The organism is Neisseria mucosa, assembly GCF_003044445.1.
GTDB classification, from domain to species: Bacteria; Pseudomonadota; Gammaproteobacteria; order Burkholderiales; family Neisseriaceae; genus Neisseria; species Neisseria mucosa_A.
This window is the reverse complement of record NZ_POWX01000015.1, coordinates 1-17,355: the sequence shown is the minus strand read 5'-3', so window position 1 is coordinate 17,355 and position 17,355 is coordinate 1. Positions and strand designations below refer to the sequence as shown.

14 protein-coding genes are annotated in these 17,355 nt (G+C 53.1%); 8 read left to right on the top strand and 6 right to left on the bottom strand.

Features of this window, described 5'->3' with window-relative positions; genetic code table 11:
- Positions 1-171: 171 nt before the first annotated feature.
- The 5 genes from mnmG to DBY90_RS08960 form a co-directional block, all read right to left on the bottom strand.
- Positions 172-2,067: a tRNA uridine-5-carboxymethylaminomethyl(34) synthesis enzyme MnmG gene (mnmG, locus tag DBY90_RS08985; protein WP_070492915.1), complete on the bottom strand. Its 1,896-nt coding sequence runs from the start codon at positions 2,065-2,067 to the stop codon at positions 172-174.
- Positions 2,068-2,492: 425 nt separating this feature from the next.
- On the bottom strand, positions 2,493-3,212 hold the full coding sequence (pyrH, locus tag DBY90_RS08980; protein ID WP_003741378.1) for a UMP kinase: 720 nt from the start codon (positions 3,210-3,212) through the stop codon (positions 2,493-2,495).
- A 311-nt stretch (positions 3,213-3,523) separates the two neighbouring features.
- Positions 3,524-4,378, bottom strand: coding sequence for a translation elongation factor Ts (tsf, locus tag DBY90_RS08975; RefSeq protein ID WP_009175015.1), 855 nt, complete (start codon positions 4,376-4,378; stop codon positions 3,524-3,526).
- A gap of 121 nt (positions 4,379-4,499) precedes the next feature.
- The gene (gene rpsB, locus DBY90_RS08965; protein ID WP_002243114.1) at positions 4,500-5,228 is read right to left on the bottom strand and encodes a 30S ribosomal protein S2; all 729 of its coding nucleotides are present in this window, start codon (positions 5,226-5,228) and stop codon (positions 4,500-4,502) included.
- A gap of 173 nt (positions 5,229-5,401) precedes the next feature.
- On the bottom strand, positions 5,402-5,644 hold the full coding sequence (locus DBY90_RS08960; RefSeq protein WP_107987046.1) for a hypothetical protein: 243 nt from the start codon (positions 5,642-5,644) through the stop codon (positions 5,402-5,404).
- Between the two features lie 77 nt (positions 5,645-5,721).
- Here DBY90_RS08960 and DBY90_RS08955 point away from each other — a divergent pair, with 77 nt between their 5' ends.
- From DBY90_RS08955 to DBY90_RS08940, 3 genes are all read left to right on the top strand, one after another.
- The gene (locus tag DBY90_RS08955; RefSeq protein ID WP_107987044.1) at positions 5,722-6,312 is read left to right on the top strand and encodes a 5-formyltetrahydrofolate cyclo-ligase; all 591 of its coding nucleotides are present in this window, start codon (positions 5,722-5,724) and stop codon (positions 6,310-6,312) included.
- A gap of 94 nt (positions 6,313-6,406) precedes the next feature.
- Entirely contained in the window at positions 6,407-6,994 is a 588-nt protein-coding gene (locus DBY90_RS08950) for a GNAT family N-acetyltransferase (protein ID WP_070492919.1), read from the top strand.
- A gap of 390 nt (positions 6,995-7,384) precedes the next feature.
- Entirely contained in the window at positions 7,385-8,860 is a 1,476-nt protein-coding gene (locus DBY90_RS08940; RefSeq protein WP_070492921.1) for a malate:quinone oxidoreductase, read from the top strand.
- A 407-nt stretch (positions 8,861-9,267) separates the two neighbouring features.
- Here DBY90_RS08940 and amgK read toward each other — a convergent pair whose 3' ends face one another.
- Positions 9,268-10,272, bottom strand: a complete 1,005-nt coding sequence (amgK, locus tag DBY90_RS08930; RefSeq protein ID WP_107987042.1) for an N-acetylmuramate/N-acetylglucosamine kinase AmgK — start codon at positions 10,270-10,272, stop codon at positions 9,268-9,270.
- 69 nt (positions 10,273-10,341) lie between these two features.
- Between amgK and DBY90_RS08925 the strand changes: the two genes are divergently transcribed.
- The 5 genes from DBY90_RS08925 (at position 10,342) to DBY90_RS08900 (ending at position 16,956) form a co-directional block, all read left to right on the top strand.
- Entirely contained in the window at positions 10,342-12,750 is a 2,409-nt protein-coding gene (locus DBY90_RS08925) for an LPS-assembly protein LptD (RefSeq protein ID WP_199904708.1), read from the top strand.
- Positions 12,747-13,733 carry a peptidylprolyl isomerase gene (locus DBY90_RS08920; RefSeq protein ID WP_107987038.1) on the top strand — a complete coding sequence of 329 codons (987 nt, stop codon included), beginning with the start codon at positions 12,747-12,749 and terminating at the stop codon, positions 13,731-13,733. The genes DBY90_RS08925 and DBY90_RS08920 overlap by 4 nt, the downstream gene beginning before the upstream one ends.
- Positions 13,734-14,449: 716 nt before the next feature.
- Complete coding sequence (locus tag DBY90_RS08910) at positions 14,450-14,950, top strand: phosphatase PAP2 family protein (RefSeq protein WP_234405125.1); 501 nt, start codon at positions 14,450-14,452, stop codon at positions 14,948-14,950.
- Positions 14,950-15,900 (top strand): YheT family hydrolase, encoded by a 951-nt coding sequence (locus DBY90_RS08905; protein ID WP_107145803.1) that lies wholly within the window; start codon positions 14,950-14,952, stop codon positions 15,898-15,900. Before DBY90_RS08910 ends, DBY90_RS08905 begins: the two co-directional genes overlap by 1 nt.
- An 81-nt stretch (positions 15,901-15,981) precedes the next feature.
- Positions 15,982-16,956, top strand: coding sequence for a S49 family peptidase (locus tag DBY90_RS08900; protein ID WP_107987034.1), 975 nt, complete (start codon positions 15,982-15,984; stop codon positions 16,954-16,956).
- The last annotated feature ends 399 nt before the right edge of the window (positions 16,957-17,355 follow it).

Here is a 17,355-nt window from a genome sequence, read left to right as displayed (position 1 = left end):
TCCGACACAGTCCAAGATGTCGGATTCGAGAATCCGACCTACGACGCTGCGCGGGAATGACGGCAGGGGGTGCGTTCTATTTTAATCTACATAAATATGTGTCGGTATTAAAAAGGTCGTCTGAAACCTGATTTTGGGTTTCAGACGACCTTTTCCTATCTGCGGGTAAGCCTACTTCGCTCCTTTAAACCCGCGCTTCAAATGCACCATCAGCAATGCCACTGCCGCAGGGGTTACGCCGGAAATGCGGCTGGCTTGTCCGACGGTTTCAGGCTTGTGCTGATTGAGCTTTTGCTGCACCTCTGCCGACAAACCTTTGACTTTGCTGTAATCGATGTCGTCGGGCAGCTTTAAGGTTTCGATGTCGCGGCGGCTGTCGATTTCTTCGTTTTGGCGGTCGATATAGCCTTGGTATTTGACTTGGATTTCGACTTGTTCGATGACTTCGGCGGAGAGGTTTTCAGACGACCTTGCGCCTTCGAGCGTCATCAGTGCGGCATAGTCGAGGTTCGGGCGGCGCAGGAGGTCGTGCAGGTTGGCTTCGCGGCTGAGTTTTTGTCCGAACACGCGGATTTGTTCGTCTTCGGCGAGTTTTTGCGGCGTGTACCACGTTGTTTTCAAACGTTGGATTTCGCGTTCGATGGCTTCGCGTTTTTCGTTGAACATGCGCCATTGCGCTTCGGATACCAAGCCGATTTTGTGGCCGTCTTCGGTCAGGCGCATGTCGGCGTTGTCTTCCCTGAGTTGCAGGCGGTATTCGGCGCGGCTAGTGAACATGCGGTAGGGTTCGTTCACGCCTTTGGTGATGAGGTCGTCCACCAATACGCCGAGGTAGGCTTGTTCGCGGCGCAGCAGGAGCGGGTCTTGTTCTCGGACGTATTGCACGGCGTTCGCGCCTGCGAGAAGGCCTTGTGCGGCGGCTTCTTCGTAGCCGGTCGTGCCGTTGATTTGTCCGGCGAAGAAGAGGCCTTGGATGGTTTTGGTTTCGAGGCTGGCTTTGAGGTTGCGCGGGTCGAAGTAGTCGTATTCGATGGCATATCCGGGGCGCAGGATATGGGCGTTTTCAAGGCCTTTCATGCTGCGCACGAGGGCGATTTGTATGTCGAACGGCAGGCTGGTGGAGATACCGTTGGGGTAGTATTCGTTGGTGGTCAGGCCTTCGGGTTCGAGGAAAATCTGGTGGCTGTCTTTGTCGGCGAAGCGGTTGATTTTGTCTTCGATAGACGGGCAGTAGCGCGGGCCGACGCCTTCGATTTTGCCGGTGAACATGGGGCTGCGGTCGAAGCCTGAGCGGATGATGTCGTGGGTTTGCAGGTTGGTATGCGTAATCCAGCAGGACACTTGGCGCGGGTGCATTTCGGCGTTGCCGCGCACGGAAAAGACGGGCACGGGCGTGTCGCCGGGCTGTTCGGTGAGTTGGGAGAAATCAATCGTGCGACCGTCGATGCGCGGCGGTGTGCCGGTTTTCAGACGACCTTGTGGCAGGTTCAACTCACGCAAACGTCCGCCCAGCGATTTGGCGGCGGGGTCGCCGGCGCGGCCGCCTTCGTAGTTTTCCAAACCGATGTGGATTTTGCCGGACAAAAACGTGCCTGCGGTCAGCACGACGGCGCGGGCTTTAAATTCCACGCCCATCGCGGTGATTACGCCGCTGATGCGGTCGCCGTCGAGCGTTACGTCGTCAACCGACTGCTGGAAGAGGTCGAGGTTTTCTTGGTTTTCCAGCATCTCGCGGATGGCGGCTTTATACAGTATACGGTCTGCCTGCGCGCGCGTGGCACGGACCGCCGCGCCTTTGCTGGCGTTCAGGCGGCGGAACTGGATACCGGATTTGTCGGTCGCCAACCCCATTGCGCCGCCGAGCGCGTCGAGTTCGCGTACTAAATGTCCTTTGCCGATGCCGCCGATGGAGGGGTTGCACGACATTTGTCCGAGCGTTTCGATGTTGTGTGTGAGCAAAAGCGTCTGCGCGCCCATGCGGGCGGCGGCAAGCGCGGCTTCCGTGCCTGCGTGGCCGCCGCCAACGACGATGACGTCGTAGGTTTTGGGGTAAATCATGTGGGTCATGTGTTTTAACGTGCCTAATGGTTTCAGACGACCCCTTTTCTCTGACGGAGGTCGTCTGAAAATATAATGAATTCAAAAATAAACGTGGAATTGTACGCTTTTTCGGGGGGATTTGACAGGTGGCAATGGTTTGCGGGAACAAATGAAGGAAAGGTCGTCTGAAAATCCGGCCTCACCGAAATGAAAACGGATGAAACGGGTTTGACCAAATCTCAAATCTACAGTTTTTTAGAAGACTTTGAATGAATTTTGCAGGCAACGAATGCGCTACATTGCCGCACACAATCTTTGGATTTCCTACCATCCGTTACCATACATAGGGGAGAGGATATTGAGAAAAAAGAAGGTCGTCTGAAAACCTAGTTTCGGTTTTTCAGACGACCTTTTGCTTGATCAAATCACTTCAATGTATTGCCTGATGTAAATCAGCAGTGAACCAGCGTGCCTTCGTCTTCGCCGGTAACGACGCGTTTGAGCGAGCCTTGTTTGGCGATGCCGAAGACGACGATGTTGAGTTTGCGTTCGCGGCAGAGGGCGAAAGCGGTTGCGTCCATGACTTTGAGGTTTTTGTTCAAGGCTTCGTCAAAGGTGATGGTTTCGTAGCGCGTGGCGGACGGGTCTTTTTTCGGGTCTGCGGTATAAACGCCGTCCACGTTGGTGGCTTTGAGCATGACGTCGCAGTTCATTTCGGCTCCGCGCAGGGCGGCGGCGGTGTCGGTGGTGAAGAACGGGTTGCCCGTACCGGCGGCGAAGATGACGACTTTGCCTTCTTCAAGGTATTGGATGGCTTTGGGGCGGGCGTAGGTTTCGGCGATTTGCTGCATGGAAAGCGCGGATTGTACGCGCGCTTTGATGCCGAGGGTTTCGAAGGCATCTTTGAGGGCGAGTGCGTTCATGACGGTCGCCATCATGCCCATGTAGTCTGCGGTGGCGCGATCCATGCTGCCTGCTTGGGCGGATACGCCGCGGAAGATGTTGCCGCCTCCGACAACGATGCCGACTTGTACGCCCATTTTGACGACTTCGGCGATTTCACCGACGGTTTGGACGATGGTATCGTGGTTGATGCCGAAAGGATCGGAACCCATCAGGGATTCGCCGGAGAGTTTCAGTAATACGCGTTTGTATTTGATTTGCTGTGTCATGGGATACCTTGCTTTCTTTGGGTGGATAACGCCGAGTAATCAGGGTAAACCGACCATTCGTTCCAAATGTTCAGTTCACCCTGTGGCGCTGCTTCAATTCGGGGAAAGGACGTTTGATTTTTCAGACAACCTTTCCGGATGTTTAGCTGACAGGGTAACGCGTTTTCCGTGGGTGTATGGGTTTGGTTAAATTATTATTGGTTGATTATGATGAAATATTTTCTTTTCGACAGTATTTTAAACAGTGTAGCTCTCAAAAAAAAGCACCCTGATTCGTTGGGAATCCAGGTGCTTTCTTTTTCATAATTGCCTTACACTTTAGCAGCAGCGGCAACTTCGGCTGCGTAGTCAACAACGGCTTTTTCGATACCGTCGCCTACTTTGTAACGTACGAAGCTGACGACTTCCGTGCCGTTTTCTTTAGCGAATTGGGCAACGGTTTGGTCAGGGTTCATTACGAATGCTTGGCCGTTCAGAGTGATTTCAGCCAAGAATTTGCGGATACGGCCTTCAACCATTTTAGCGGCGATGTCGGCAGGTTTGCCGGAAGCGATGGCTTGCTCGGTGTAGATGTGGCGTTCTTTTTCGATGGTTTCGGCATCTACTTCGGCTTCGGTTACGCATTGCGGCTTAGCGGCAACGATGTGCATACCGATTTTACGCGCTACATCTTCAGAGCCTTTGAACTCAACCAATACGCCTTCGGTAGCCAATGCACCGTGGATGTAGGCAACCAGTTGGTTGGCAGTGTCGATCACTTGGAAGCGGCGGACAGACATGTTCTCGCCCAATTTGGCGATGATGGCTTTGCGTTCTGCTTCAACCAGTTCGCTCAATTCTTCAACGGTAGCCGGTTTTTTCTCGGCAGCAGTTTTCGCAACGAAGTTGGCGAATTCTACGAAACCTGCGTCTTTGGCAACGAAGTCGGTTTCGCAGTTTACTTCAACCAATGCGCCGACATTGCCGTTGATGGCGTAAGCCAATACGCCTTCGGCAGCGGTACGGCCAGCCAGTTTGCCGGCTTTCGCGCCGGATTTGATGCGCAGGATTTCTTCGGCTTTTTCGAAGTTGCCTTCGGCTTCAACCAAGGCTTTTTTGCATTCCATCATGCCCAGGCCGGTAGCGGCGCGCAGATCGGCAACCATTTTTGCAGTAATTTCTGCCATTTTGAATCTCCTAGATTTTTGGGAAACACGGGGTATCCGTGTTTGGGAATGGGGTCGTCTGAAAAGGTTTCAGAACGGGATTTGAGAAAAGGGGCATAACGCCCCTCTTCGGTTTGCCGGATTACTCGGCAGCAGCTTCTTGGGCAGCGGCTACGGTTTCTTGCAGCGCTTGGTTTTTGCCTTCCAAAACTGCGTCGGCGATGCCGCGGCAGTACAGGCGGATGGCTTTGGCGGAGTCGTCGTTACCGGGGATAACGTATTTCACGCCGTCAGGGCTGTTGTTGGTATCGACTACGGCGATAACGGGGATGCCCAGTTTTTCAGCTTCGACCAAAGTACCTTTTTGGTAGCCGGTGTCGATAACGAAAATCGCGTCAGGCAGGCCTTTCATGTTTTTGATACCGCCCAAAGAACGTTCCAGTTTTTCAACGTCGCGTTGCATTTCCAGAATTTCTTTTTTGTTGAAACCGCCTTCGGCAGCGTTTTCCAGAGCAGCGGTTTTTTCTTCCAGGCGTTTGATGGATTGCTTAACGGTTTTGTAGTTGGTCAGCATGCCGCCCAACCAACGGTAATCGACGAAAGGCATACCGGCGCGGGTAGCTTCTTCGCGGATGATTTCACGCGCTTGACGTTTGGTGCCGACGAACAGCACGGTGCCTTTGTTGGCAACCAGACGGCGTACGGCTTCTTGCGCTTCTTGGAACATCGGCAGGGTTTTTTCCAGGTTTACGATGTGGATTTTATTGCGCGCACCGAAAATGTATTGTGCCATTTTCGGGTTCCAGAAACGGGTTTGGTGGCCGAAGTGAACGCCGGCTTCAATCATCTGACGCATAGTAATTTGAGACATTTTATTTCCTTGAAAGGGTTAAGAGCACACATTCAATCGCATAGAACTTGATAGGCTGCGCCTATTGTCAAGCACCCTTCGGCGAAAGTGGGCATAAGTTTTAAAAAATAGTGTGTTTCCGAAATGGAAAACTGATGGATTATAGCGGATAAGGGGTCGTCTGAAAAGGGATTTTATACACTGCCGTCGTGTTTGCCGCCTTCTTGTCCGGCTGCGCGGCGGCTTTGTTCGAATGCTTCCTTTTCCTGCTGCTTCATCAGACGGTTGCGGCGGCGGATAGTGACGACGAAAACGGTAAACGCGACGGGCAGAACCGCCCAAAAAACCAAATAAATCAAAGCGCGCGCGATGCTGGGTTGGGCGGCGGAATACATGACGGCGACGAAGAGGTAGCCGATAAGGACGATATGCCACATGGCGGAATCCTGTTTTGAGGCGAACAGAGTGTTTATAATCGCCGTATTCTACAACAACACTCAAAAGGTCGTCTGAAATGAGGAATGAGGAAAAACACGCCCTGCGCCGAGAGTTGCGCCGCGCCCGCACGCAGATGGGGCATCAAGGGCGGCTGGCGGCGGGGCAAACGATTAACCGTCTGCTCAAGCGTTATATCAAGAAGGGGCGTAAGATCGGCGTGTATTGGCCGATGGGCAACGAGCTGCGGCTGGACGGTTTCGTCCGTGCGGCGCAAAAACGCGGGGCCAAACTGTATCTGCCTTATATCGAACCTCGTTCGCGGCGGATGTGGTTCACGCCCTATCCTACCGACGGAGTAAAACAAGAACGCAAGTGCGGCAGGGCGAAATTGAATGTACCGCAGTTTGCAGGGCGCAAAATCCGCGTACACGGTTTATCGATATTGTTCGTCCCGATTGTCGGTATGGACCGCAAGGGCTACCGCTTGGGGCAGGCAGGCGGCTATTACGACGCGACGCTCTCGGCAATGAAATACCGTTTACAGGCAAAAACCATAGGCGTAGGCTTCGATTGCCAACTGGTTGACACGCTGCCGCGCGAACCGCACGACCTGCCGCTGGACGGGTTTGTATCGGAGTCGGGCGTGCTGGTGTTCAAACATCATTAATCAATAGCTTTCAGACGACCTCAAAGATGTCGCCCGTTAAGACACTATAAAAGGTCGTCTGAAAACTCAAACCATCAAATACAAAGGAACCCTCATGGCTGATTTTTCATCTGTTCCCGTTTTGTCCTTCGACCGCGTCCGTCTCGAACCTTTAACAACGGCACATGAAGACGGTTTGCGCGAAGCAGTTTGCGACGGCGAAGTTTGGAAGCTGAACGTAACCACCGCACCCGAACCCCACCAAGTGGCGGACTATATCCGCACTGCTATGCAAACCCGTCTCGCCTTCGCCGTCATCGACGAAGACACGGGCAAAATCGTCGGCTCAACTTCGCTTTACCACATCGACCCCGCCATCCCACGCCTCTACATCGGTTTCACCTGGTATGCCCTATCGGCACAGCGCACGCGCATCAATACCACCTGTAAAATCATGTTGCTCGACTACGTTTTCGACACTTTGAACTGCCGCTGCGCCTGCTGGCAGACCGACAACCTCAACACCGCCTCCCAACGCGCCATCGAACGCTTGGGCGCACACCAAGACGGCATCTTGCGCTGCCACAAGCTGCGGAAAGACGGCAGCGTGCGCGATACGGTGGAATACAGCCTGTTGCGTGAGGAATGGCCGCAGGCAAGGGCAAAACTGCTCGAAAAAGCGGCAACTTATGACGCGTCCTGAAAAAACGTTTTCTTCTTCATTTTTTCATCAAAACACGCCCATCTTGCTGACAATCCGAAGTCTTTAAAAAATTAATGAAATAAGGTGCAATGCCGCCAATTCCCTGATAAATAAAGGTCGTCTGAATGTTTCAGACGACCTTTTCAAATCGCGTTTATGTAAATCCAAACAGAAAATCTTTGCAATTCTCAGCAAAATCCACTAAATTCTCAATAACATATTATGAACGCCTGAACATCGGTCCAAAACGTAAAACCCGCGCGCAATTTTCCACACCAAAACACCGCGCCCATGGACACACACCATAGCAGGTTTTACCGTCGAAACAGGCGTTCGTAATACAACGGATAATCATAAAGGCAGGATATGCCTGTTTATAGGAGTACAACCATGGCTGAAGCAACAGATGTTGTCTTGGTGGGTGGAGGCATTATGAGCGCGACTTTGGGCGTTTTGCTCAAAGAACTCGAACCGTCTTGGGAAATCACCCTTATCGAACGCTTGGAAGACGTAGCGTTGGAATCGTCAAACGCTTGGAACAACGCCGGCACAGGGCATTCCGCATTGTGCGAACTCAATTACGCCCCGCTCGGCGCAGACGGCACCATCGACCCGACCCGCGCCCTCAATATTGCCGAACAATTCCACATCAGCCGCCAGTTCTGGGCATCGCTTGTCGAAGAAGGCAAAATCGCCGACAACTCCTTTATCAATACCGTTCCGCATATGTCGCTGGTCATGAACACCGACCATTGCAACTACCTGCAAAAACGTTACGACGCATTCAAATCCCAAAAACTCTTCGAACGGATGGAATTCTCCACCGACCGCGCCAAAATCGCCGAATGGGCGCCGCTGGTCATCAACGGCCGTAAAGAAGGCCAACCCGTCGCCGCCAACTACTCCGCCGAAGGCACAGACGTCGATTTCGGCAGCCTGACCCGCCAAATGGTGCAATACCTGCGCGAAAAAGGCGTCAAAATCGAGTTCAACCGCCACGTCGAAGATGTCAAACGCGAATCCGACCGCGCATGGGTACTCAAAACCAGCGACACCCGCAATCCCGACGGACAACTCACCCTGCGCACCCGTTTCCTCTTCCTCGGTGCAGGCGGCGGCGCACTGACCCTGTTGCAAAAATCAGGCATTCCCGAAGGCAAAGGCTACGGCGGCTTCCCCGTTTCCGGTCTGTTCTTCCGCAACAGCAACCCCGAAACCGCCGCGCAGCACAACGCCAAAGTGTACGGACAAGCCTCCGTCGGCGCGCCTCCGATGTCTGTTCCACACCTCGACACCCGCAACGTCGACGGCAAACGCCACCTGATGTTCGGCCCTTACGCAGGCTTCCGCTCCAACTTCCTCAAACAAGGCTCGCTCATGGATTTGCCCCTGTCCATCCACTTGGACAACCTCTACCCCATGTTGCGTGCCGGTTGGGCGAATATGCCCCTGACCAAATACCTACTGGGCGAATTGCGCAAAACCAAAGAAGAACGCTTCGCCTCCCTGCTGGAATACTACCCCGAAGCAAACCCTGACGACTGGGAACTCATCACCGCAGGGCAACGTGTGCAAATCATCAAAAAAGACCCTGAAAAAGGCGGCGTCCTCCAATTCGGTACCGAAATCGTCGCCCACGCCGACGGCTCGCTCGCCGCACTCTTGGGCGCATCCCCCGGCGCATCAACCGCCGTGCCTTTGATGATCAAGCTCATCCACCAATGTTTCCCAAGCCGCATCCCCTCATGGGAAGGTCGTCTGAAAGAGCTTGTCCCCGGCTTCGGTATCAAGCTCAACGACAATCCGACTTTGGCGGACGAAATCATCAGCCACAACGCCAAAGTATTGGGCATCCATCATCAATGATGGGAAAGTAATGATGAAACAGCGTATCCTTGAGATACGCTGTTTTTATGTGTGAATAGAATAGAAATGCCCATCGTTGGCAGTGCAGCATAAAACCAATAAAGTCAGCTATACATGGCAAACCTGAACAAAAAGGCTCAGCCGTCATTCCCGCGTAGGCGGGAATCCAGAAGTTTGGAATTGCAGTAATCTCTAAGTATTTCTGAAAATCGAAAACCTGGATTCCCGCCTACGCGGGAATGACGGTATCGATGTTTTGATTGCTGTCGAGTCAAGCTTAAATTGACACAGCGGATAAACCTAAATTTACATAATATATAAGGATATAAAAGGTCGTCTGAAACCCCATTTCAGGATTTTCAGACGACCTCTTTTCTTATCAAGAGTGGCACAAAGCCATCTGTCTTTTAAAACGTAAACCCGGTTTCCAATTCATCGTCGCCGACCAGTTCAACCAACAGCGCATACAACGGAGCAAGCTCGGTGTAGCGGCGGGAGGTGCGGCGCAGGTAGTTGAGGAAGCGCGGGATTTCGGGGCGGTATTTGTCTTTGCTGTCGCGGTAGTACAGGCGGGCGAAGATGCCGGCGACTTTCAGATGGCGTTGTACGCCCATCCATTCGAACCAACGGTAAAACTCGTCAAACGCGGCGGGTACGGGCAATCCGGCGGCGCGGGCTTTTTCCCAGTAACGGATGACCAAGTCTAAGACGAATTCTTCTTCCCATTCGATGAAGGCATCGCGCAGGAGGGAAACCAAGTCGTAGGAAATCGGGCCGTAGAGTGCGTCTTGGAAGTCGAGTACGCCGGGTCGGCCGGTGGTGAGCATGAGGTTGCGGACGATGAAGTCGCGGTGGACGTACACCTGCGGCTGTGCAAGCAGCGGCGGCAGCAGGGTGTCTATGGTTTGCTGCCAAAGCTGGCGTTGTTTGAAGTTGAGTTCGCGTCCGAGTTCTTTGGCGACGAACCATTCGGGGAACAGGTTGATTTCGCGCAGCATGATGTCGCGGTCGTACTCGGGCAATTCGCCCGCGCGGCTGGCTTTTTGCAGCTCGACCAGTTCGTCTATGGCTTCAAGCAGCAGGACTTTGTGTACCTCCGCGCCTTGTTCTTGCTGCATGGCGGTCAGGAAAGTGGTGCTGCCCAAGTCGTTGAGCACCATAAATCCCTGCGCTTCGTCCACATGCAATACTTGGGGAACGTTAAGCATATTGAAAAGTTTTTGCACTTTTAGGTAAGGAGCGATGCTCATTTTATCGGGCGGCGCATCCATGCAGATGACGGTCTTGCCGTCGGCAAAAGCAGCGCGGAAGTAGCGTCGGAAGTCGGCATCGGCGGCGGCGAAGCTCAATTCGAAGTTTTGTTCGGGATAGACGGCGTGAAGCCAATTTTGTAATTCGGTTTGTCGTTGCATAGCGGTGTCGCGGATTTTCAGGTTAAAATAACCGCTATTCTAACTGGCAAACCGATTTAAGGGGCGATTTTGGCTCGTTTATTTTCACTCAAACCATTGGTTTTGGCGTTAAGCGTCGGCTTCGGCGCGGGAGGGGCATATGCGCAAAATGCATCTTTGCCGCAACCTGCCGATTACGAGCCGGTAAGGGCCACCCCGCCTGCGGTTCAGAGCGGGGAAAACCGTCGTCCTGCCGATCAGGACAAATTGTCCTTGGGCGATACCTGCCTGTTTTGCCAGCATCAGGCTTCGGAAGCAAACCAGCAGCCTGAAATCAAACGCAGCGGCGAAGACCCCCTGCCGCAGGACTACACCCGCGTGATTGCGGACAAGGTTGCCGGACAGTCTAAAGTCGCCGTCCGCGCCGAAGGCGATGTCATCATCGAGCGCAATCAGGAAGTGTTGAACGCCGATTGGGCGGATTACGACCAAACCAGCGATACCGTCAGGGCGGGCGACCGCTTTACGCTGTATCAAGACGGTTCGACCGTCAGCGGCGATACTTTGGTGTACAACCTGAAAGACAATACCGGCTCGAGCGAATACGTCCGCGTCGATGCCGAAAAAGACGGCCGCCGCCTCCAAAGCGTCAGTGAAAAGGCGGAAATGAAAGGCAAAGGGCTGTACAAGCTCATCAATACCAAATTCAATACCTGCTCGCCCGGCGATGCGAGTTGGTTCATCAAAGCGAAAAGCATCGAAACCGATCAGGAAACGGGCATAGGCGTGGCAAAAGACGCATCGCTGGTGTTCGGCGGTGTTCCCGTACTTTATACGCCTTGGGCGGATTTCCCGCTCAACGGCCATCGCAAGAGCGGTCTGTTGGTGCCGACCTTGTCAACCGGTTCGGACGGTTTGGAACTCGCCCTTCCCTATTATTTCAACCTCGCCCCCAACTTGGACGCCACCTTCCGCCCCGGCATCATCAGCTCGCGCGGCGTGCAGCTCGGCGGACAGGTCCGCTATCTCGAGCCGAAATTTAACGGCGTCATTGACGGCGACTGGATGCCGCACGATAAAAAACGCCACGAAAACAACCGCTATCAAATCAAGTTTGACCACAACCACCAACTGACCGACAAACTCAGCGGCGGCATCAACTTCAATCAGGTTTCAGACGACAATTACTACCGCGATTTCTACGGACGCGAGGACATTGCCAGCAACGTCAACCTCAACCGCCAATTGTGGCTGAACTACGGCGACAATATCTGGGGCGGCTCTTTTGACGGCGCGTTGAACGTACAGAAATACCAAACCCTTGCCAACCAAAACGGTTACAAAGACGAACCCTACGCCATCATGCCGCGCCTGACCGGACGTTGGCAGAAAACCATAGGCAAGGCGAATATCAACGTATTCAGCCAGTTCACCCGTTTCGTCCACGACAGCAAACAAGACGGCAGCCGTACCGTGCTGTATCCCAGCGTGCGTTGGGATTTCAACAACCAATGGGGCTATATCCGTCCGAAAATCGGCGTACACGCGACTTATTACGACTTAGGCTCGTTCGGCAACCAATCCAGCCGCCGCGTCAGCCGCGTATTGCCGATATTCAACGTCGATACCGGCATGACCTTCGAGCGCAACGCCAATGTGTTCGGCAAAGCCTATCTGCAAACCCTCGAACCGCGCCTGTTCTACAACTACATCCCGACCAAGTCCCAAAACGACTTACCCAATTTCGACACCTCGGAAAACAGCTTCTCTTACAATCAGCTTTTCCGTGAAAACCTGTACGTCGGCAACGACCGCATCAACTCCGCCAACAGCCTGACCGCCGCCGCGCAAACCCGATTCCTCAATCCGAACAACGGTGCCGAGCTGTTCCGTGCCGGCATCGGACAGAAGTTTTATTTCAAAAACGACAACGTATTGCTGGACGGCAGTGTCGGCCGTTATGAACGCAGCCAATCCGACTGGGTCGGCTTCGCGCACGGCAAACTGAGCGACAGCATCCATGCCGGCTTCGATATCCACTACAACCAAAACGAAAGCCGTGCCGAAAGCTATGCCGCGACCGTCCGCTACAATCCCGAGCCGGGCAAAGTATTGAGCGCGCGTTACAAATACGGCCGCGACGAACGCATTTACCTGCAATCGGACGGCAACTATTTCTACGATAAAATCCGCCAAATCGATTTGGCGGCGCAATGGCCCATCCGTAAAAACCTTTACGCCGTCGCACGTTACAACTACGAAATCCAAGCCAAGAAACCGCTTGAAATCTTGGTTGGCGCGGAATACAAAAGCGATTGCGGCTGCTGGAGCGCAAGCCTCGTCGGACAACGCTACGTGACCGGCGAAAACAGCCGCAAAAACGCCGTATTCTTCAATCTCCAACTCAAAGACCTGAGCAATCTCGACAACAACCCATTTGAAAAACTGCGCTTGGCCATTCCCGGCTACAGCAAAACCAACGAGGTAGTTACCCCATGAACGTCAAACCCCTGATTCTTGCCGCCGCACTCGGTCTGGCATTGAACGCACACGCAGCCCCTAAGGCCAAAACAGTAAAAAAATCCGTCAAACCCGTCGCTGTTCAGACGACTGATACCGAAACCCGTTCTGACGGCGTACGTCTGAGCGACGGCATTGCCGCCATCGCCGACAACGAAGTGATTACTCGCCGCCAACTGGCGCAGGCAGTCGAACGCGCGCGCCGAACCATCCCTAAAGGCACACAAATCGGCGATAACGAATTGCGCGAACAAGTTCTGGCGCAACTCATCAACCAATCCCTGATTGTCCAAGCGGGCAAACGAAAGAATATTCAAGCAGATAACGCAGAAATCGAAGCGGTCATTGCCGCCAATCCTTCACTGAAAACCCCGTCTGCCTCTATCCGCCGTGAAATCGCAGACAGCATCATCGCGGAAAAAGTGCGTCAACAGGCAGTCATGCAGCACAGCCGCGTCAGCGATGCCGAAGTTGCACGCGCTATCGAACAGGCGAAACAGCAAGGCATCGCCCTGCCCGAAGGCGAGCCGCTGCGCCAATACAATGCGCAACACATTCTGATTAAGGCCGACAACGAAAACGCTGCGGCCGGCGCGGAAAGCACCATCCGCAAAATCTACGCACAAGCCCGCAGCGGTGCGGACTTCGCCGGTTTGGCGCGCCAATATTCGCAAGACGGCAGCGCGAACAGCGGCGGTGATTTGGGTTGGTTCGCCGACGGCATGATGGTTGCGCCGTTTGAAGAAGCCGTCCACAAACTCAAACCCGGCCAAGTCAGCCCACCCGTACGCACACAATTCGGCTGGCACATCATTAAGCTGAACGATGTCCGTGACGCCGGCACGCCCGAAGAGCGTCAACACAACACCATACGTCAATATCTGTCGCGCCAAAAAGCCGAACAGGCGGAAATCAACCTGCTGCGCGAACTGCACGAAGGTGCGCACATCGACATACGCTAAGGCGGATGCAGACGTCGTCTGAAAGTTTTTCAGACGACGTTTTGTTTTGCAGCAAGCGGCATCCATCCGAAATCAAGCCGACCCTAATAATATAGCGAGGGAAAGAAAAAACCGTTTTCGTCGTTACCGTCGCATCCAATAAAATATGAATGATGGTTGCCGATTAAAAAGGTCGTCTGAAAAACAAAATGTTTTTCAGACGACCTTTTACGGAACGGCATACGGACGGATTACCAATCCGCTCCGCCTGCCCACAGTATGCCGATGGCGGCGACGGATGCCAGGCCGACAGCCACAATCGCCTCTAAAAATAATACTGACACAGACATAATAACCTCCGAATGTTGAATGAAATTATTATCGGAACCATCCGCCTGCCCTGACGGGAAACGATACGGATGCCGTTTGGTTTGTACGGTCAGAATAACACCCTCTCGCGGTATCCTTATTCGGTTTACCTGATTTTCCAGAGAGAAAAAAGCAGTAATTATCAAAAATTAATGCCAAAGACTATCAGTTCATCCTTCTTGATTGCGAACGCGGCTTGTTTGTCGGATATTTGATTCAAACCTGATTTTTTTCACTGATTTATGCCTGATTTTTTTCTTTTTTTCCGCCGTTTTGTACAAACTGCCATTGTGGTATTTTTGCCTCTTTCTGTTTATATTGCCGTCCATCTGGCAAATGGCGAGAGTTTTGCATTCGAACGTCCGTTGATGTTTGTCATTCACGAACAGACGGGACAATGGTTTTTTCCAATTGCGCTATTGCTTCATTATTTGGGTAAAACCGCCGTCGCCGTACCGCTGGTCTGTTTGGCGGCGGTATGCCTGTGGCGGTTTGGCAAACTGAGGGCAGCGGTATTCGTTCCTTTGGCGGCATTGTTGCCGACTTTGAATATGCTTTGGATAAAAGCATGGATACAGCGTCCGCGCCCGTTGCTTTGGCCTCGTGCCGTCGAAGAGGCCAATTTTTCGTTTCCAAGCGGGCATAGTACGTTTTCCGCCGCAATCGCAGTGATGCTGATTCTATTGTGTTATCGGACTGCATACCGCCATACCGCTTTTGTCGTCGGCATCTTGTTTGCCTTGTTGACGGGATTTTCACGGGTTTATTTGGGCGTACATTATCCGACGGATATTTGGGCGGGATGGACGAATGGGATGCTGACGGCGTTATTGGTTTATTATGTTGTTTTCAAAAAGGATTTCGAATAATGGAAACCTTATGCCCGAATACGCCTCTATGGCTGCGCAACGGTCATGCGGACACGATATTTGCCAAATTCATTCAACGCCCCGCACCTGCCTACCGCCGCGAGCTGCTGCCGGACAGTACGGGACGCACTTTGGTTGCCTGTGATTTTGCCGATGCCGCCGATCCCGATGCGCCTTTAGTAGTTTTGTTTCACGGATTGGAGGGCAGCAGCCGCAGCCATTACGCCGTTGAGTTGATGCGAGCGGTCATTGAAAAAGGCTGGAACGGCGTGGTGGTGCATTTCCGCAGTTGCGGCGGCGTAGAGAATACCGCGCCTGTGTTTTATCATTTGGGCGATACGCGGGAAATCGGCTTTATGCTGGAAATGCTTTCGGAACGCTACCGCAGGATTTATGTGGCGGGCGTGTCTTTGGGCGGCAATGCGCTGGCAAAATATTTGGGCGAATACGGCAGTCTGGGCATAGCTGCTGTCCCTTACGCCGCTGCCGCCGTCTCTGCGCCGGTGGATGCGGCAGCGGCAGGCACTCGCTTTGATAAGGGAATGTCAAAACTGCTCTATACCCGCTATTTTTTAAAATCTTTATTGCCCAAAGCCGCCGCAACAGGTTTTCAGACGACCTCATTGAAAGAATGCAAAACGCTGGGGGATTTTGACGACAGGTTTACCGCGCCGCTGCACGGTTTCGCCGACCGGCATGATTATTACCGCCGCGCTTCGTGCAAGCCTTGGCTGAAAACCGTGCGTACGCCGCTTTTGCTGCTCAACGCCGTCAACGACCCGTTTCTGCCGCCGAAAGCCTTGCCGACGGTAGAAGAGGTTTCATCCGCCGTTACACTGCTGCAACCCCAATACGGCGGACACGCTGCGTTCGTCAGCCGCGACAAAGGTCGTCTGAACCTGCAATGGCTGCCGCAAACCCTGCTGGCGTATTTTGAGGCATTCGAGTAAACGGAAGGTTTTTCAGCCGGAAGTTTCGTTATAAAATGCCCCGAACCTGATTTAGGATTTATTTAGAAACAAAGGAAAATTATGCAAGAAACCAACGGATACCCCGATAAACGTCCGGACGGCCCGGAAGGCCGCTGGGAACGGGACGTGTTGCGCGACGTACTGCTTGCCGCCTATAAAGAGCAGCGGCGCGCCCGTTTTTGGCGCAACTTCTGGCGGATTATCGGCGTCCTGCTGATTGCCGCATTATGGTTCGGTTCGGACGACGGCACGGCCGGACAAGGGCTGGCCACAGGTAAAGAGCATACGGCAGTCATCACATTGGAAGGCGAAATAGGCGGCGGCATGGACGATCAGGTCAAAATGCTGCGCGACAGCATGGAGGCGGCCTACAACAATCCGAATGCAAAAGGCATCGTCATCCGCGCCAACAGCCCCGGCGGTTCGCCCGTTATCTCCAATACTGCTTTTAACGAGATACGTCGTCTGAAAGGCGAACATAAAGACATCCCCGTCTATGTCGTCGCCGAAGATATGTGCGCCTCCGGCTGCTACTACATCGCTGCCGCCGCGGACAAAATCTACGCCGACCCCTCCAGCATCGTCGGCAGTATCGGCGTGATCGGCGGCGGTTTCGATGTAACCGGCCTGATGGACAAGCTGGGTATCAAACGTCGTCTGAAAACCGCAGGCAGCAACAAAGGCATGGGTGATCCGTTTACCCCTGAAACGCCTGAGCAGGCGAAAATCTGGGAAAGTATGCTGTCAGACACCCATCAAGAATTCATCAAGGCCGTCAAACTCGGACGCGGTGAAAAATTGAAAGACAAAGAATACCCCGACGTATTCAGCGGCCGCGTCTATACCGGCCTTGAAGCCAAAAAAGTCGGACTTATTGACGACTTCGGCAGCGTGTACAGCATCGCCCGCGATGTCGTCAAAGCCCCCGAACTGGTCAGCTACACGCCCGAAGACGATTTCAGTAAATTCTTAAGTCGCCGCTTTGGCGCACAAGTCAAGGCTGAGGTGGAAAACACACTGTCGAAAATGTGGTAAGGCAATACAAACAAAACGTCGTCTGAAAAGCTTTCAGACGACGTTTTGTTTTAAAGGATATTGACTATGCGGGAAATGAAAAAAGGAACATCGTAATAGCGGCAAGCGGGTATTTTCATCCATTTAGAACCGAATGATTTCCTTCATTCGTAGCGTGGGCTTTACCCACGGAAGAGCTGCCCGAATATCGCGTAGCAGAGCAACTTCAAACCGGTACCATGTTGTCTCGTCGTAGTCAAAGAACAATTCCCGAAGGTGTACCTATGCATCAAGAGACCTTTGCAAAATACCTCTCTTCACCTTTTCGCTGACAGCCGGAACCCAAACACAGGTTTTCGGCTATTTTTCCCCCCCAATACCTCCTGATTTTACCCAAATATCCCCTTAATCCTCCCCGGA

Bases quoted from the DNA above. Each gene is read 5' to 3' on its own strand.
- mnmG (WP_070492915.1), bottom strand. From the start codon at position 2,067: ATGACCCACATGATTTACCCCAAAACCTACGACGTCATCGTCGTTGGC.
- pyrH (WP_003741378.1), bottom strand. From the start codon at position 3,212: ATGACACAGCAAATCAAATACAAACGCGTATTACTGAAACTCTCCGGC.
- tsf (WP_009175015.1), bottom strand. From the start codon at position 4,378: ATGGCAGAAATTACTGCAAAAATGGTTGCCGATCTGCGCGCCGCTACC.
- rpsB (WP_002243114.1), bottom strand. From the start codon at position 5,228: ATGTCTCAAATTACTATGCGTCAGATGATTGAAGCCGGCGTTCACTTC.
- DBY90_RS08960 (WP_107987046.1), bottom strand. From the start codon at position 5,644: ATGTGGCATATCGTCCTTATCGGCTACCTCTTCGTCGCCGTCATGTAT.
- DBY90_RS08955 (WP_107987044.1), top strand. From the start codon at position 5,722: ATGAGGAATGAGGAAAAACACGCCCTGCGCCGAGAGTTGCGCCGCGCC.
- DBY90_RS08950 (WP_070492919.1), top strand. From the start codon at position 6,407: ATGGCTGATTTTTCATCTGTTCCCGTTTTGTCCTTCGACCGCGTCCGT.
- DBY90_RS08940 (WP_070492921.1), top strand. From the start codon at position 7,385: ATGGCTGAAGCAACAGATGTTGTCTTGGTGGGTGGAGGCATTATGAGC.
- amgK (WP_107987042.1), bottom strand. From the start codon at position 10,272: ATGCAACGACAAACCGAATTACAAAATTGGCTTCACGCCGTCTATCCC.
- DBY90_RS08920 (WP_107987038.1), top strand. From the start codon at position 12,747: ATGAACGTCAAACCCCTGATTCTTGCCGCCGCACTCGGTCTGGCATTG.
- DBY90_RS08910 (WP_234405125.1), top strand. From the start codon at position 14,450: ATGTTTGTCATTCACGAACAGACGGGACAATGGTTTTTTCCAATTGCG.
- DBY90_RS08905 (WP_107145803.1), top strand. From the start codon at position 14,950: ATGGAAACCTTATGCCCGAATACGCCTCTATGGCTGCGCAACGGTCAT.
- DBY90_RS08900 (WP_107987034.1), top strand. From the start codon at position 15,982: ATGCAAGAAACCAACGGATACCCCGATAAACGTCCGGACGGCCCGGAA.